Origin of the sequence: Streptomyces sp. PT12 (assembly GCF_003311645.1) — a bacterium.
GTDB lineage: Bacteria > Actinomycetota > Actinomycetes > Streptomycetales > Streptomycetaceae > Streptomyces.
The window spans coordinates 223,849-239,834 of record NZ_QEST01000184.1; the positions used below are offsets into that span (position 1 = coordinate 223,849).

Annotated in this window: 13 protein-coding genes; all 13 read left to right on the forward strand. The window is 68.8% G+C overall.

All coding sequences use genetic code 11. The features are described from left to right. The first annotated feature begins 12 nt into the window (after window positions 1-12). Window positions 13-780 carry a phytanoyl-CoA dioxygenase family protein gene (locus tag DEH69_RS21355; protein ID WP_147255749.1) on the forward strand — a complete coding sequence of 256 codons (768 nt, stop codon included), beginning with the start codon at window positions 13-15 and terminating at the stop codon, window positions 778-780. Window positions 781-951: 171 nt separating this feature from the next. After that, window positions 952-2,820 carry a translational GTPase TypA gene (gene typA / locus DEH69_RS21360; protein ID WP_113688585.1) on the forward strand — a complete coding sequence of 623 codons (1,869 nt, stop codon included), beginning with the start codon at window positions 952-954 and terminating at the stop codon, window positions 2,818-2,820. Window positions 2,821-3,151: 331 nt separating this feature from the next. Then, on the forward strand, window positions 3,152-4,792 hold the full coding sequence (locus DEH69_RS21365) for an ABC transporter substrate-binding protein (RefSeq protein ID WP_113688586.1): 1,641 nt from the start codon (window positions 3,152-3,154) through the stop codon (window positions 4,790-4,792). Between the two features lie 97 nt (window positions 4,793-4,889). Further along, window positions 4,890-5,819 (forward strand): ABC transporter permease, encoded by a 930-nt coding sequence (locus DEH69_RS21370; protein ID WP_113688587.1) that lies wholly within the window; start codon window positions 4,890-4,892, stop codon window positions 5,817-5,819. Further along, the gene (locus tag DEH69_RS21375) at window positions 5,812-6,762 is read left to right on the forward strand and encodes an ABC transporter permease (RefSeq protein WP_113688588.1); all 951 of its coding nucleotides are present in this window, start codon (window positions 5,812-5,814) and stop codon (window positions 6,760-6,762) included. The genes DEH69_RS21370 and DEH69_RS21375 overlap by 8 nt, the downstream gene beginning before the upstream one ends. 23 nt (window positions 6,763-6,785) lie before the next feature. Beyond that, window positions 6,786-7,808 carry an ABC transporter ATP-binding protein gene (locus DEH69_RS21380; RefSeq protein WP_113688589.1) on the forward strand — a complete coding sequence of 341 codons (1,023 nt, stop codon included), beginning with the start codon at window positions 6,786-6,788 and terminating at the stop codon, window positions 7,806-7,808. Next, window positions 7,801-8,835, forward strand: a complete 1,035-nt coding sequence (locus DEH69_RS21385) for an ABC transporter ATP-binding protein (RefSeq protein WP_181727539.1) — start codon at window positions 7,801-7,803, stop codon at window positions 8,833-8,835. The genes DEH69_RS21380 and DEH69_RS21385 overlap by 8 nt, the downstream gene beginning before the upstream one ends. A gap of 209 nt (window positions 8,836-9,044) precedes the next feature. Then, on the forward strand, window positions 9,045-10,679 hold the full coding sequence (locus tag DEH69_RS21390; RefSeq protein WP_113688591.1) for an ABC transporter substrate-binding protein: 1,635 nt from the start codon (window positions 9,045-9,047) through the stop codon (window positions 10,677-10,679). Window positions 10,680-10,685: 6 nt separating this feature from the next. Continuing rightward, window positions 10,686-11,609, forward strand: coding sequence for an ABC transporter permease (locus DEH69_RS21395; protein ID WP_113688592.1), 924 nt, complete (start codon window positions 10,686-10,688; stop codon window positions 11,607-11,609). Beyond that, window positions 11,602-12,549, forward strand: a complete 948-nt coding sequence (locus tag DEH69_RS21400) for an ABC transporter permease (RefSeq protein ID WP_113688593.1) — start codon at window positions 11,602-11,604, stop codon at window positions 12,547-12,549. Before DEH69_RS21395 ends, DEH69_RS21400 begins: the two co-directional genes overlap by 8 nt. A gap of 14 nt (window positions 12,550-12,563) precedes the next feature. Continuing rightward, window positions 12,564-13,553, forward strand: coding sequence for an ABC transporter ATP-binding protein (locus DEH69_RS21405; RefSeq protein ID WP_113688594.1), 990 nt, complete (start codon window positions 12,564-12,566; stop codon window positions 13,551-13,553). Then, window positions 13,543-14,601: an ABC transporter ATP-binding protein gene (locus tag DEH69_RS21410; protein ID WP_113688739.1), complete on the forward strand. Its 1,059-nt coding sequence runs from the start codon at window positions 13,543-13,545 to the stop codon at window positions 14,599-14,601. Before DEH69_RS21405 ends, DEH69_RS21410 begins: the two co-directional genes overlap by 11 nt. Before the next feature lie 353 nt (window positions 14,602-14,954). Beyond that, window positions 14,955-15,926, forward strand: a complete 972-nt coding sequence (locus DEH69_RS21415) for an ABC transporter permease (RefSeq protein WP_113688595.1) — start codon at window positions 14,955-14,957, stop codon at window positions 15,924-15,926. Window positions 15,927-15,986 lie beyond the last annotated feature (60 nt).

Sequence of the window (15,986 nt, forward strand, 5' to 3'; positions counted from 1 at the left end):
AGCCCCCTACCCATGCAGCCGACACAGCCGACACAGCCGACACAGCCGACACAGCCGACACAGCCCGCGCAGCCCACCACCCTGCCCCCGCTCACCGACGACCCCGACGAGGCGAGGGAGCACCTGGCCGCCCATGGCGTCGCCCGGCTGACCGGCGCCCTGTCCGAGCCCGAGCTCTCCGAGCTGCGCGGGTCGGTGCTCTCGGCCGCCCTGCGGGACCCGCCGCCCGCCGACCGCGTCGACGGCGTGGCCAGCCAGCGCGTGTGGGCGCTCTACGCCCAGGGCGAGGGCTTCCTGCGGCTCGCCGAACACCCCGTCGCGCTCGGCCTGGTCGCCTCGATCCTCGGCCCCGGCCCCCTGCTGTCCAACCTGAGCGCCAACATCACCCACCCGGGCACCGGGGCCATGACCCCGCACTTCGACCAGGACTGGGCCGAACGCCCCTGGCCCCACGCGCTCGCCGCCCACGCCATCTGGATGCTCGACGACTTCACCGAGGAGAACGGCGCCACCCTCGTCGCGCCGGGCAGCCACCTCGCCACCGAGCCCCCGCCCGACGCCCACCTGGTCCCCGCCACGGGCCCCGCGGGCACCGCGCTGCTCCTCGACGCCAGGGTGTGGCACGGCACCGGGCGCAACACGTCCGCCGACGACAGCAGGATCGGCATCCTCGCCTACTACTGCCGCTCCTATGTCCGGCCACAGCACAACTTCGCCCTGATGCTGTTCGAACACCTTGGGACGATGTCGCCCTCGCGCAGGGAACTGCTCGGGTTGTGACCGTCGCCACTGGTTCGGGCGATGCGGGGCTCTCGGCCCGGGCGGTGGCGGCGGCGCCGTACCATGGGTGGGGCCGGTGCCATGGCGTGGTCCCGTGGGGGTGCGACCCTCGCCGGGCGGGCGTCCCTGCCGAGCCCTTTCCGCAGCGATCTCGGGAGAACCGCTCCAGCCATGCCTACCCGCCACGACATCCGCAATGTCGCCATCGTCGCCCATGTCGACCACGGCAAGACGACCCTGGTCGACGCCATGCTCAAGCAGGCGGGCGCCTTCGCGGCCCACCAGCACGTGGACGACCGGGTGATGGACACCGGCGACCTGGAGCGCGAGAAGGGCATCACCATCCTCGCGAAGAACACCGCCGTGCGGTACCACCCCAAGGGCGCCGCCTCGCCCGTGGTCATCAACATCATCGACACCCCTGGCCACGCCGACTTCGGCGGTGAGGTCGAGCGCGGCCTGTCCATGGTGGACGCGGTGGTGCTCCTGGTGGACGCATCGGAAGGGCCCCTGCCCCAGACGCGTTTCGTGCTGCGCAAGGCCCTCCAGGCCCGGCTGCCCGTCATCCTGTGCGTCAACAAGACCGACCGCTCCGACGCCCGCATCTCCGCCGTCCTCGACGAGACCTACGACCTCTTCCTCGACCTGGACGCGGACGAGGAGCAGATCGAGTTCCCCATCGTCTACGCGTGTGCGCGTGACGGCATCGCCTCGCTGACCCAGCCCGCCGACGGCACGGTCCCCGACGACAGCGACAGCCTTGAGCCGTTCTTCACCACGCTCCTGGAAACGGTCCCCGCGCCCGTCTACGACGAGGACGCCCCGCTCCAGGCCCATGTCACCAACCTCGACGCCGACAACTTCCTTGGCCGGATCGCGCTGTGCCGCATCCGCCAGGGCAGCCTCCGCAAGGGCCAGACGGTCGCGTGGCTGCGGCGCGACGGCTCGGCGCAGAACGTCCGGATCACCGAGCTGCTGATGACCGAGGCGCTCACCCGCAAGCCCGCCGAGGTGGCGGGGCCAGGCGACATCTGCGCGGTGGCCGGGATCCCGGACATCATGATCGGCGAGACCCTGGCCGACCCCGAGAGCCCGGTGGCGCTCCCGCTGATCACCGTGGACGAGCCCGCCATCTCCATGACCATCGGCACCAACACCTCGCCGCTGGTGGGCCGCGGCGGCAAGAGCCACAAGGTCACCGCCCGCCTGGTCAAGGACCGCCTCGACCGCGAGCTCGTGGGCAACGTCTCGCTGCGCGTCCTGCCGACCGAGCGCCCCGACGCGTGGGAGGTGCAGGGCCGGGGCGAGCTGGCGCTCGCCATCCTCGTCGAGACGATGCGCAGGGAGGGCTTCGAGCTGACCGTCGGCAAGCCCGAGGTGGTCACGCGGATCGTGGACGGCTCGGTGCACGAGCCGGTCGAGCGCATGACGATCGACGCCCCCGAGGAGCACCTGGGCGCGATCACGCAGCTCATGGCCGGGCGCAAGGGCCGCATGGAGACCATGACCAACCACGGCTCGGGCTGGGTGCGCATGGAGTTCCTGGTGCCGAGCCGCGGACTGATCGGCTTCCGCACCGAGTTCCTGACCGAGACGCGCGGCACGGGCATCGCGCACAGCATCTTCGAGCGGCACGAGCCGTGGGCGGGCGAGCTGCGGACCCGCAAGAGCGGCTCGCTCGTCGCCGACCGCGCCGGGGTGGCGACGCCGTATGCCATGCTCAACCTCCAGGAGCGCGGCACGATCTTCGTCGAGCCGGGCACCGAGGTGTACGAGGGCATGATCGTCGGCGAGAACTCCCGCTCCGACGACATGGACGTCAACATCACCAAGGAGAAGAAGCTCACCAACATGCGGGCCGCCGCCTCGGACGCCACCGAGAACCTGGTGCCCCCGCGCAGGCTCTCGCTCGAGCAGTCGCTGGAGTTCTGTCGCGAGGACGAGTGTGTCGAGGTGACCCCCTCGGAGGTTCGCATTCGCAAGGTGGCCCTCGACCAGCGGGAGCGGGCGCGCGCCGCGGCCCGAGCGAAGCGCCAGTAACGCCCCGCTGCGCGGCTTCTGTCTGGTTCGCACCTTTCGGCCCGGTCTTGTCAAGGGTCCTTTCGGCCGTTAGTTCGAGGTGCCGTTCGATATGCGGACCAAGGTGCTTGAGATACGTCACATCAGTCCGGATACCGGAGAGTGTTCATCTGGGACTTGTCCCATATGTACCTTCTGCTCTCCTCATCTTCATCAAAATGAAATAGCGCATCGGTGGTTCACCGCAGGTTTATGCCCAATAGTTGTGGGCATTGCGAACCGGACGCGGGTAGACCTCCGCGGTCCGGGGTTCCCTGTGCATTCGAAGTGGACTCCCAAGGAGGCAAAGCCCATGCGTGGTGCTCGCAGCGCCAAGTGGGTCGCCGGGGCGATAGCCGTGGCTCTGGCCGCGTCCGCCTGTGGCGGCGACGATGGCGACGACGGTGGTGACAACGACGCAAGCGAAGGCAGCGGCGAGGGCATCGTCAGGATCGACGGCGGCGAACCGCAGAACGCGCTGATCCCGACGAACACGAACGAGCAGTTCGGCGCTCTGGTGATCCAGAACGTGTTCTCCAAGCTCGTCGACTTCAACGACGACGGCTCGACCTTCACGGTCGCCGCCGAGTCCGTCGAGCCCAACGAGGACAACTCCGTCTGGACCGTCGCCCTCAAGGACGGCTGGACCTTCCACGACGGCACTCCGGTCACCGCCGAGAGCTACGTCAACGCGTGGAACTGGGCCGCCAACATCCAGAACGAGCAGAACAACGCCTTCTGGTTCGCCGACATCGTCGGCTACGAGGACGTGCACCCCGAGGAGGAGGGCGCGGAGCCCACCGCCGAGACGATGTCCGGCCTCCAGGTGGTCGACGACCTCACCTTCACGATCGAGCTGACGACGCCGGTCTCGTACTACGACTACAAGCTCGGCTACGACGCGTTCACGCCGCTGCCCGAGTCGTTCTACGAAGACCCCGAGGCGTTCGGCGAGGCCCCGGTCGGCAACGGCCCCTACGAGTTCGTCTCGTGGGAGCACGAGGAGTCCATCGAGCTGGCCCGCTACGAGGACTACCAGGGCGACAACGCCGCGCAGAACGGCGGCATCCGGATCCAGGCGTACGACAGCCTGGAGACCGCCTACACCGACCTCCAGTCCGGGAACCTGGACATCATCCGCCAGGTCGCCCCGCGCGACCTGCCGCTCTACCGCCAGGACCTCGGCGAGGACCGCTCGGTCGCCCAGCCGTACAACGGCATCCAGACCATCACCCCGGTCTGGTACGAGTGGGACGCCACCGACAACCCCGCCCAGGTGCTCCAGGGCGTCTCGATGGCCATCGACCGGGAGACCATCACCCAGACCGTGCTCAACGGCTCCCGCTTCCCGGCCGACAGCTTCCTGCCCCCCGGCGTCTACGGGTACCAGGAGAACGCCGACGGCACCATCACGGACTTCAACCCCGAAGAGGCGCGGCGGCTGGTCGAGGAGGGCGGCGGCGTTCCCAACGACCGCCTGGTCATCCAGTACAACGCCGACGCCGACCACCAGGAGTGGGTCGAGGCCGTCTGCAACAGCGTGATCGAGGTCCTGGACATCGAGTGCGTCGGCGACCCGCTGGTCGACTTCGCCACCGACCTGGAGGCCCGTGAGGCCGGCGAGGTCCAGAGCATGTACCGCGGTGGCTGGTTCGCCGACTACCCGCTCAACGTGAACTTCCTGAAGGAGCTGTACGCCTCCTACGCGCACAGCAACTACGGTCAGTTCGACTCCCCCGAGGTGGACGCGCTGTTCGCCGAGGGCGACGCGGCCGCCGACCTGGACGCCACCGTGGCCGCCTACCAGGAGGCGGAGCAGCTGCTCTTCCAGGAGATGCCGAGCATCCCGCTGTGGTTCAACGCCGTCAACGGCGGCTGGGGCCCCAATGTGGACAATGTGGCCTTCAACAGCGCCGGTCAGCCGATCCTGACCGACGTCACGGTCAGCGAGTAACACGGCTGGCCGCGAGTAAGCAGTGAAAGGGGGGCCGACGGGCCGTTCCATCGACCGGAACGGCCTGTCGGCCCCGTCCACATGACATGGAGGAAAAATGGGGCGCTATGTCGCGCGGCGACTGCTCCAGATGATCCCGGTGTTCATCGGCTCCACGTTCATCATCTTCATGATGATGTACGCCCTGCCCGGTGACCCGATCAGGGCCCTGTGGGGCGAACGCGCCCCCGACCAGGCCCAGATGGCGGCGATGAGGGAAGAACTCGGCCTCAACGACCACATCCTGAAGCAGTACTGGGACTACCTCCTCGGGCTGCTCCAGGGCGACTTCGGCACCCAGATCCGCAGCAGACGCGAGGTCACCGAGGTCATCGGCGACGCGCTCCCCGCCACGCTGCGCCTCACCGTGATGGCCTTCTCGATCATCGTGGTGGTGGGCATCGGCCTCGGCCTGGTCGCCGGCCTCCGCGCCGGGCGGAAGACCGACACGGCCATCCTCTTCGTCACCCTGCTGCTGATCTCGCTGCCCGTCTTCGTGATCGGCTACCTGTACCAGACCTACCCTGGCCAGCAGTGGGGCTGGATCACCCCCGTGGTCCAGGACTCGGAGAACTGGGGGGACCTGCTGCTGCCAGCCCTGGCGCTGGCGTCGCTCTCCCTCGCCTATGTCGCGCGCCTGACCCGCAGCTCCATCGTCGAGAACCGGCGCGCCGACTACATGCGCACCGCCAAGGCCAAGGGCCTCACGCGGACCCGCGCGGTGCGGGTGCACCTGCTGCGCAACTCCCTCATCCCGGTGGTCACCTTCCTCGGCGTCAACCTGGGCGAGCTGATGACGGGCGCCATCGTCACCGAGGGCATCTTCAACATCCACGGCATCGGGCGGCTGGTCTACAGCGCCCTGAACGAGCGGGAGGGCGCCACCGTCGTCGGCGTCGTCAGCTTTGTGATCGTCGTCTATCTCGTCGTGGCCCTCATCGTCGACCTGCTCTACGCGGTCCTGGACCCGAGGATTCGCTATGCCTGACGCTCTGGACAAGGAAGCCGTGCCCACCGCCGGCGCCCCCGCGGCCGTGGCCGTCGTCGAGTCGGGGCCCGCGCCCGGCAGGGCCCGCAGCCTGTGGTCGGACGCCTGGCGCGACCTGCGGCGCAAGCCGACGTTCGTCATCCCGGCCTTCGTGATCGCGATCCTGCTGGTGATGGCCGCGTTCCCCGGCTGGTTCACCTCGGTGAGCCCGCGCGAGGCCGACCTCGCCAACAACTTCCTGCGCGAGCCCGAGCTGACCCACTTCTTCTCGCCCGAGTGGCTGGGCTACAACCAGCAGGGGCAGAGCATCTACGCGCGGATGATCTACGGCACCCGCGCCTCGATCGTCATCGGCATCTCGGTCACCGCCCTCGTCCTGGTCTTCGGCAGCCTGGTGGGCATGCTCGCCGGGTACTTCGGCGGCTGGATCGACGCGCTGCTCTCCCGGGTCATCGACATCTTCCTCGGCATCCCGTTCCTGCTGGGCGCCATGGTGGTGCTGGTCTCGTTCGACACCAGGACCGAGTTGACGGTGATCCTGGCGCTGGCGTTCCTCGGCTGGACGACCATCGCGAGGGTCATGCGCGGCTCGGTGATCTCCATCAAGCAGTCCGACTACGTGGTCGCCGCCCGCTCGCTCGGCGCGGGCACCTGGCGCATCCTGCTGCGCCACGTGCTGCCCAACGCCGCGGCCCCGGTGATCGTCGTGGCCATGATCGCCCTGGGCGGGTACATCACCGCCGAGGCCGTGCTGTCGTTCCTCGGCATCGGCCTCACCGAGCCCGCGATCTCGTGGGGCGGCGACATCAACAGGGCGGGCGGCCAGATCCGCACCGCGTCGTTCCTGCTGCTCTACCCGTCGCTGCTGCTCGGCATCACCATCCTGTCCTTCCTGATGCTGGGTGACGCCGTGCGTGACGCCCTCGACCCCAAGCTGCGCTGAGGGAGACGCACGTGTCGATCGAAATGACCAAGGCGGAGACCCCCGGCGTTCCGCTGCTCGAAGTCCGGGACCTGCACGTCGAGTTCAGCACGAGGGAGGGCGCGGCCAAGGCCGTCAACGGCGTCAGCTACTCCGTGGACGCCGGCGAGACCCTTGCCGTGCTCGGTGAGTCGGGCTCGGGCAAGTCCGTGACCGCCCAGACCATCATGGGCATCCTCGACACCCCGCCTGGGCGTGTCACCGGCGGCCAGATCCTCTTCCGCGGCGAGGACCTGCTGACCCTCCCCGAGGAGGCCAGGCGCCGGGTCCGCGGCGACAAGATAGCGATGATCTTCCAGGACGCGCTGTCCGCCCTGAACCCGGTGCTCACCGTCGGGAGCCAGCTGGGTGAGATGTTCCGCGTCCACCGCGGCTTCTCCCGCAAGGCCGCCAAGGCCAAGGCCGTCGAGCTGATGGAACGGGTCCGCATCCCGGCCGCCAAGGAGCGGGTGAACGACTACCCGCACCAGTTCTCCGGCGGCATGCGCCAGCGCATCATGATCGCCATGGCGCTGGCCCTCGAGCCCGACGTGATCATCGCCGACGAGCCGACCACCGCGCTCGACGTGACGGTCCAGGCGCAGGTGATGGACCTGCTGGCCGAGCTCCAGCGCGACTTCCACATGGGCCTGATCCTGATCACCCACGACCTCGGCGTGGTCGCCGACGTCGCGGACAAGATCGCGGTGATGTACGCGGGGCGCATCGTCGAGAACGCCCCCGTGCACGAGCTGTACAAGCGGCCCGCGCACCCCTACACCAAGGGCCTGCTGGAGTCGATCCCGCGCCTGGACCACAAGGGCAAGGAGCTCTACGCGATCAAGGGGCTGCCGCCCAGCCTGACGGCCATCCCCAGCGGCTGCGCGTTCAACCCCCGGTGCGCCATGGCGCAGGACATCTGCCGCACCGAGGTGCCGCCGCAGGTGGATGTCACCGAGCGGGACGGCAGCCCGCTGGGCGGCCGGAGCAGCGCGTGCCACTTCTGGAAGGAGACGATCCATGGCTGACCGGGGCGAGCCCATCCTCAGGGTGCGCAATCTCGTCAAGCACTTCCCGCTCACCCGAGGCATCCTCTTCAAGTCGCAGATCGGCGCCGTGCGGGCCGTGGACGACGTCTCGTTCGACCTGTACGAGGGCGAGACGCTCGGCATCGTGGGCGAGTCGGGCTGCGGCAAGTCCACGGTGGCCAAGCTCCTGATGAACCTGGAGCAGCCCACGTCGGGCGAGATCTTCTACAAGGGCGAGGACATCTCCAAGCTCTCGCGCCGGGCGCTCAAGGCGGTCCGCAGGAACATCCAGATGGTCTTCCAGGACCCCTACACCTCGCTCAACCCCCGCATGACGGTCGGCGACATCATCGGGGAGCCGTTCGCGATCCACCCCGACGCGGCGCCCAAGGGCAGCAGGGACAAGCGGGTGCGCGAGCTGCTCGACCTGGTCGGGCTCAACCCCGAGTACATCAACCGCTACCCGCACCAGTTCTCGGGCGGCCAGCGGCAGCGCATCGGGATCGCCAGGGGGCTGGCGCTCAACCCCGAGATCATCGTGTGCGACGAGCCGGTCTCCGCGCTCGACGTGTCGGTGCAGGCGCAGGTCATCAACCTGATGGAGCGGCTGCAGAACGAGCTGAACCTCGCCTATGTCTTCATCGCGCACGACCTGTCGATCGTGCGGCACATCTCCGACCGGGTCGGCGTGATGTACCTGGGCAAGCTGGCCGAGGTCGGCACCGACGCCCAGATCTACGACCACCCCACCCACCCCTACACCCAGGCGCTGCTCTCCGCGGTCCCGCAGCCCGACCCCGAGGGCAGGGACACCAGGGAGCGGATCATCCTCGCGGGCGACGTGCCGTCCCCCGCGAACCCGCCGTCCGGCTGCCGATTCCGCACCCGCTGCTGGAAGGCGCAGGACATCTGCGCCGAGGAGGTGCCGCTGCTCGCCGTGCCCGAGCGGTACAAGGACAGCGACACCGGGGCGAAGCACGAGTCGGCCTGCCACTTCGCCGAGGACAAGGACATCGTCCACGCCTGAACGCGCGCCTGAACGCGTGCCCGAACGCCGGGGGGCGCGCGTGCCGCGGCGGGGAGAGCCCGGCCGGACCACTGGTCCGGCCGGGCTCCGGCATTCGGGGGGTTTTCGGGCACGAGTGGCCCGGGCTCGGGAGGGGCGCCGCCGCCCATAGGGGATATAAGCGGTTTTATTGCCTCCGAGCACGGCTCTCCAATCCCGAGGAGGCACCCATGCGCCCACGTGCCCGCCTGTGCGGCGTCATCGCAGGCACGGCGGTCCTCGCCCTGGCGGCCGCGGCCTGCGGCGGGGGCGACGGCGGGAGCGGCGGGGGCGACGGCGTGGTCCGTGCGTCGTGGGGCGACCCCCAGCACCCGCTCGAGCCGGCGAACACCAACGAGGTCCAGGGCGGCAAGGTCCTCGACATGATCTTCAGGGGCCTCAAGCGGTACGACCCCGAGACCGGCGAGGCCAAGGACGCGATGGCCGAGTCCATCGAGACCGACGACCAGCGCCACTTCACGGTCACCATCGAGGACGGCTGGACGTTCTCCGACGGCACGCCCGTCACGGCCGAGTCCTATGTGGACGCCTGGAACTACGGCGCTCATGTGGACAACGCCCAAGTGGCCAGCTATTTCTTCCAGTTCATCGAGGGCTATGACGAGGTCCACCCCACGGAGGAGGGGGAGCGGGCCACCGCCGACACCCTCAGCGGCCTTCGCGTCAAGGACGACCACACCTTCGAGGTCACCCTCAGCGAGCCGTTCTCCCTGTGGCCCGAGACCCTGGGCTACGCCGCCTACGCGCCCCTGCCACGGGCGTTCTTCGACGACCACGAGGGCTGGCTGGCCAAGCCCGTGGGCAACGGGCCCTACAAGATCGACTCCTACCGGCAGAGCCAGGGCATGACGCTCTCCCGCTACGAGGACTACGCGGGCCCCGACCGCCCCCGCAACAACGGCGTCGAGCTGCGCGTCTACACCGACAACAACACCGCCTACACCGACCTCCAGGCGGGCAACCTCGATGTCATCGACGACGTCCCCGCCGGTCAGCTCGCCAACGTCGAGAACGACCTGGGCGACCGCTACATCAACGAGCCGGCCGGGATCATCCAGACGCTCTCCTTCCCCCTCTACGACAGCGGCTGGCGCGGCGAGGACGGGCGCAAGCTGCGCCAGGGGCTCTCGATGGCGATCGACCGGGAGCAGATCACCTCCCGGATCTTCCACGACACCCGCACCCCGGCCGGCGACTTCACCTCCCCGGTGCTCGGCGACAACGGGGGCTTCGACCGGGGCCTGTGCGGCGACGTCTGCTCCTACGACCCCAGGCGCGCCAAGGAGCTCGTCGAGGAGGCGGGCGGCCTGCCAGGCGGCTCGGTGACGATCACCTCCAACGTCGACACCGGCTCCCACCGCCAGTGGATGGACGCGGTGTGCAACAGCGTCAACAACGCCCTCGACCAGCGCGACGCCTGCACCGTCAACCCCGTCCCCACGTTCGCCGACTTCCGCAACCGCGTCACGGGCCACGAGATGAACGGGATGTTCCGCACCGGGTGGCAGATGGACTACCCGCTCATCCAGAACTTCCTCCAGCCGCTCTACTACACCGACGCCTCGTCCAACGACTCCGGCTACAGCAGCGGTGAGTTCGACGACCTGATCGACCGGGCCAACGCGCAGGGCGACGAGGGCGAGGCGATCGACACGTTCAAGGAGGCCGAGCGTGTCCTGGTGCACGACATGCCCGCCATCCCCCTCTGGTACCAGAACGGCACCGCGGGGTTCTCCGAACGGGTCAGCGACGTCCGGCTCAATCCCTTCTCGGTGCCGGTCTTCACCGACATCAAGGTGAGCTGACGCGACGTGGGGCGCTATGTCATCCGCCGCCTGATCCAGATGGTCCCGGTCTTCCTCGGGGCCACGTTCCTCATCTTCGTGATGGTCTACGCGATCGGCGACCCGGTCTCGGGGCTCTTCGGCGACCGGGGCCCCGACCCCGCCACCGCGCAGGCGCTGCGCGAGGAGTTCGACCTCGACAAGCCGCTGCCGCTCCAGTACCTGCTCTACATGGGCAAGATCTTCACGGGCGACTTTGGCACCGCGTTCAACGGGCAGCCCGTCACCCAGCTCATGGAGCATGCCTTTCCGATCAGCTTCCGGCTGATGGTGGTCGCGCTCGTGCTCGAAGTGGTCCTCGGCATCGCCCTCGGCGTCATCACCGGCCTGCGCCGCGGCCGTTCCCTCGACACCACGGTCCTGGTCGGAACGCTCGTGGTGATCGCCGTCCCCACCTTTGTCCTCGGCACCACCGTCCAGTACGTCCTCGGCGTCAAGCTCGGCTGGATCGACCCGGCCGTCAGCCCCGACCCGCGCCTGGACGAGCTGCTGGTCCCCGGGCTGATCCTGTCGCTCGTCTCGCTCGCCTATGTCACCCGGCTCACCAGGACGTCCGTCGCCGAGAACACCCGCGCCGACTACATCCGCACCGCCCACGCCAAGGGCCTGCCGCGCCGCCGCGTCACGGTCCGCCACCTGCTGCGCAACTCCCTGATCCCCGTGGTCACCTACCTCGGCGCCGACGTCGGCAACCTGATGGCGGGCGCCATCGTCACCGAGCGCATCTTCAACATCCAGGGCGTGGGCTACCAGCTGTTCCAGGGCATCCTGCGGCAGAACTCCCCGACGGTCGTCGGCTTTGTCGTCGTCCTGGTCCTGATCTTCCTGCTCGCGAACCTGCTCGTCGACGTCCTGTACGCCGTGCTCGACCCCAGGATCCGCTATGTCTGACGCCACCTCAGCGCCCTCGCCGATGGAAGCGGAGGAGGAGAACGCCGCCAAGGGCCTCACGGCCGGCACCTCCTCCCCCGAGAAGGACGCCCCCCGCGGACTGTGGAGCGACGCCTGGCACGATCTGCGACACAATCCGATCTTCGTGGTCTCGGCGTTGCTTATCCTCTTTTTGGTCGTGATCGCCCTCTGGCCGAGCCTGATCGCCACCCGCGACCCGCAGCGCTGCGACCTGGCCCGCTCGCTCCAGGGCCCCAGCGCCGGGCACTGGTTCGGCTTCGACACCCAGGGCTGCGACGTCTATACCCGCACCGTGTACGGCGCCCGCGCCTCCATCGCCGTGGGCCTCACCGCCACCGCGGGGGTCGCCCTGGTCGGGGCGGTGGTCGGCGGCCTCGCGGGCTTCTTCGGCGGCCTCTGGGACACCCTGCTCTCGCGCCTGACCGATGTCTTCTTCGGCATCCCCGTGGTGCTCGGCGCCATCGTCTTCCTGTCGATGATCTCGCTCTCCGGCATCTGGCCCGTCGTGCTCGTCATCGCCGCGCTCAGCTGGCCCCAGGTGGCCCGCATCGCGCGCGGCGCGGTCATCACCGCCAAGCAGCACGACTACGTCCAGGCCGCCCGCGCGCTCGGCGCGGGCAACGCGCGCCTGCTGCTGCGCCACATCCTGCCCAACGCGGTGGCCCCCGTGATCGTGATGGCGACGATCACGCTGGGGACGTTCATCGCCCTCGAAGCCACCCTCAGCTACCTGGGCGTGGGCCTGCGGCCGCCCACCGTCTCCTGGGGCGTGGACATCTCCGCCGCCTCCGACGGCATGCAGTTCCGCAACGCGCCGCACATCCTGCTCTACCCCGCGGCGGCGCTCAGCCTGACCGTGCTGGCCTTCATCATGCTCGGCGACGCCGTGCGCGACGCCATCGACCCCAAGCTCCGCTGAACGGGAGACCGCGCATGCTGCTCGAAGTCCAGGATCTCCGCGTGGAGTTCGCCACCAGGGACGGGGTGGTCTCCGCGGTCAACGGGGTCAGCTACGGCGTGGACGCGGGCGAGACCCTGGCGGTGCTCGGCGAGTCGGGCTCGGGCAAGTCGGTGACCGCGCTCGCCGTGATGGGCATCCTGGAGAGCCCGCCGGGGCGCGTCGCGGGGGGCCGGATCCTCTTCCAGGGGCACGACCTGCTCACCATGGGCAGGGAGGAGCGCCGCAGGGTGCGCGGCGAGCGGATGGCGATGATCTTCCAGGACGCGCTCTCCTCGCTCAACCCCGTGCTCACCGTCGGCTACCAGCTGGGCGAGATGTTCCGCGTGCACCGCGGGAGTTCGCGGGCCGAGGCGAGGGCGGGGGCGGTCGAGCTGATGGACCGGGTGCGGATCCCGGGCGCGGCGCAGCGGGTCAACGACTACCCGCACCAGTTCTCGGGGGGCATGCGCCAGCGCATCATGATCGCGATGGCGCTCGCCCTCGAGCCCGCGCTGATCATCGCGGACGAGCCGACCACCGCGCTCGATGTCACCGTGCAGGCCCAGGTGATGGATCTGCTCGACGAGCTGCGCCGCGAGTATCAGATGGGACTGATCCTGATCACCCACGATCTGGGCGTCGTCGCCGATGTCGCCGACCGGATCGCGGTGATGTACGCGGGGCGCATCGTGGAGAACGCGCCCGTCAAGGAGCTGTACGCCCGCCCCGCGCACCCCTACACCAAGGGCCTGCTGGAGTCGATCCCGCGCCTGGACGCCAAGGGCACCCAGCTGAGCGCCATCAAGGGGCTGCCGCCCAATCTGCTGAGGGTCCCGTCCGGATGCCCTTTCCACCCGCGCTGCCCCCAGGTGCGGGACGTCTGCCGAAAGGACCCGCGGCCCCCGCTGTACGAGATCGGTCAAGGCCGGTCAAGCGCCTGCCACTTCTGGAAGGAGACGCTCGGTGACGCCGATCGGCGATGAGGCCGGGGCCCCCGGGCCCGCGCGTGAGGTCATCCTTGAGGCCCGCGGTCTGGTCAAGCACTTCCCGCTCACCCGGGGCATCCTGCTGCGCCGCCAGGTCGGCGCGGTCAGGGCGGTCGACGGGGTGTCGTTCAGCCTGCGCAGGGGCGAGACGCTCGGCGTGGTGGGGGAGTCGGGCTGCGGCAAGTCCACGGTGGCCAAGCTGCTTGTGAGCCTGGAACGGCCCACCGCCGGCGAGATCATCTACAAGGGCGAGGACATTTCCACGCTCTCGGGGCGGGCGCTCAAGGCGGTGCGCCGGAATATCCAGATGGTGTTCCAGGACCCCTATACGTCGCTGAATCCCCGGATGACCGTGGGCGACATCATCGGGGAGCCGTTCGACATCCACCCCGAGGCCGCGCCCAAGGGAGACAGGCGGCGCAGGGTGCGGGATCTGCTCGATGTGGTGGGGCTCAATCCGGAATATCTCAACCGCTATCCCCATCAGTTCTCCGGAGGCCAGCGGCAGCGCATCGGGATCGCCCGGGGGCTCGCGCTCAATCCCGAGATCATCGTCGCCGACGAGCCCGTCTCCGCGCTCGATGTCTCGGTCCAGGCGCAGGTCGTCAATCTGATGGAACGGCTCCAGGACGAGTTCGGCCTCTCCTATGTGTTCATCGCGCACGATTTGTCGATCGTGCGCCATATCTCCGATCGGGTGGGGGTGATGTACCTGGGAAAGATCGTGGAAATCGGCACGGACCAAGCCATTTACGACCACCCCACCCATCCATACACCCAGGCCCTGCTTTCCGCCGTTCCCTTGCCCGATCCCGAGGCGCGCGAGCGGCGCGAACGCATCATTCTGTCCGGGGATGTGCCCTCGCCCGCCCATCCGCCCTCAGGGTGCCGATTCCGCACCCGCTGCTGGAAAGCGCGCGAGCTGTGCGCCGAGGTCGAGCCGCCGCTGGCGGTGCCCGTGGAGTTCGCCGCGGCCCCCGGCCATGTGGCGCACGACTCCGCCTGCCACTTCGCCGAGGAGAAGCCGCAGGTGGCCAGCGCCTGAGGCGGGGGCTCCGCCCCGGCACGGCACCGGGGCGGCGTGGACCAGATGGCCACGCCGCCCCGGGCTACGGCACCCGCACGGCCGTACCGCCTCAGTCTGGGGCGTTCGCATATCGGTATAGGGTCCACGGTGTTGCGGACCGGTTAACAGGCCGCTTCCCCTCTTATGCCCACATTTCCGATCGCTGATGGCCGAGTCAAGCACGTTTCTGCGTCAATCCGCATAACCTTGGCTCACCAAATGATCGTCATAGGTTTATACCACTGCTATGTCTTGACGGGAAACTCTGGGCCTTGCGACAGTCCGGTCTACTCGCATCGCATGCCGGATGACCACACAGTCGGGGGGACTTGATGTCCAGCGAAGTCCAGGCCGCCGAGGCGCCGCCCGTCGGCCGATCGCCCGGCCAGCTGATGTGGCGGCGCTTCCGGCGTGACCGAACGGGCGTGATATCCGCCTGTGTCGTGCTGTTCTTCTTTGCGATCGGCCTGCTCGCGCCGGTCATATCCTGGCTCTACGGCAAGGACCCCTACACCAGGTACGGGCAGCTCGAAAGCGGCCTGCTCAATGAGTACGGCTATCCGGTCAAGCCCAATGGCGGCATCGACGGCGAATTCTGGTTCGGCCTCGAACCCGGCACGGGACGCGACGTTCTCACCGAACTCCTCTACGGAATACGCACATCCCTCCTCATCGCCCTCGCGGTCACCGTTCTCGCCACGCTCACCGCGATCGTGCTCGGCATCGCGGCCGGATATCTCGGGGGCCGCTGGGACTATGCCATCAGCCGCCTGATCGACCTGCTCATGGCGTTCCCCCAGCAGCTGTTCTTCGTGGCCTTCCTGCCGATCATCGCCACCCTCTTCGTCGACCCGAGGGAGGAGACCCCGACCTCCGTGAAGGTGGTCTCCATCGTCATCGTGCTCTGGGCGCTCGGCTGGATGACCCTGGGGCGGATCCTGCGCGGGGCGACACTCGCCCTGCGCGAGCGGGAGTTCATCGAGGCGGCCAAGGTCTCGGGGGCCTCGCCCTGGCGGATCATCCGCAAGGAGCTGCTGCCCAACGTCGTCTCGCCGATGCTCGTGCAGGCCACCTATATGCTGCCCAACTTCGTGACCACCGCGGCGGCGCTGTCCTTCCTCGGCGTGGGCCTGACCGAGCCGACCCCCGACTGGGGCCGGATGTTCGCCACCGCGGCCGAGGTCTACCGCAGCGACATCACCTACATGTTCTTCCCCGGGGTCTCCATGGTGATCTTCGTGGTCGCCTTCAACCTCCTGGGGGACTCGGTCAGGGACGCCTTCGACCCCAAGACCGTCCGATGAACGGCCACGCGCGGCGCGGCTCGACGCGCCACCCCTGATGTTCCGACAGCTCCTGATGTT

Coding starts and splice junctions, on each gene's coding strand:
- DEH69_RS21400 (WP_113688593.1), top strand. CDS start 11,602: ATGTCTGACGCCACCTCAGCGCCCTCGCCGATGGAAGCGGAGGAGGAG.
- DEH69_RS21385 (WP_181727539.1), top strand. CDS start 7,801: ATGGCTGACCGGGGCGAGCCCATCCTCAGGGTGCGCAATCTCGTCAAG.
- DEH69_RS21355 (WP_147255749.1), top strand. CDS start 13: ATGCAGCCGACACAGCCGACACAGCCGACACAGCCGACACAGCCGACA.
- typA (WP_113688585.1), top strand. CDS start 952: ATGCCTACCCGCCACGACATCCGCAATGTCGCCATCGTCGCCCATGTC.
- DEH69_RS21415 (WP_113688595.1), top strand. CDS start 14,955: ATGTCCAGCGAAGTCCAGGCCGCCGAGGCGCCGCCCGTCGGCCGATCG.
- DEH69_RS21365 (WP_113688586.1), top strand. CDS start 3,152: ATGCGTGGTGCTCGCAGCGCCAAGTGGGTCGCCGGGGCGATAGCCGTG.
- DEH69_RS21370 (WP_113688587.1), top strand. CDS start 4,890: ATGGGGCGCTATGTCGCGCGGCGACTGCTCCAGATGATCCCGGTGTTC.
- DEH69_RS21380 (WP_113688589.1), top strand. CDS start 6,786: ATGACCAAGGCGGAGACCCCCGGCGTTCCGCTGCTCGAAGTCCGGGAC.
- DEH69_RS21390 (WP_113688591.1), top strand. CDS start 9,045: ATGCGCCCACGTGCCCGCCTGTGCGGCGTCATCGCAGGCACGGCGGTC.
- DEH69_RS21405 (WP_113688594.1), top strand. CDS start 12,564: ATGCTGCTCGAAGTCCAGGATCTCCGCGTGGAGTTCGCCACCAGGGAC.
- DEH69_RS21375 (WP_113688588.1), top strand. CDS start 5,812: ATGCCTGACGCTCTGGACAAGGAAGCCGTGCCCACCGCCGGCGCCCCC.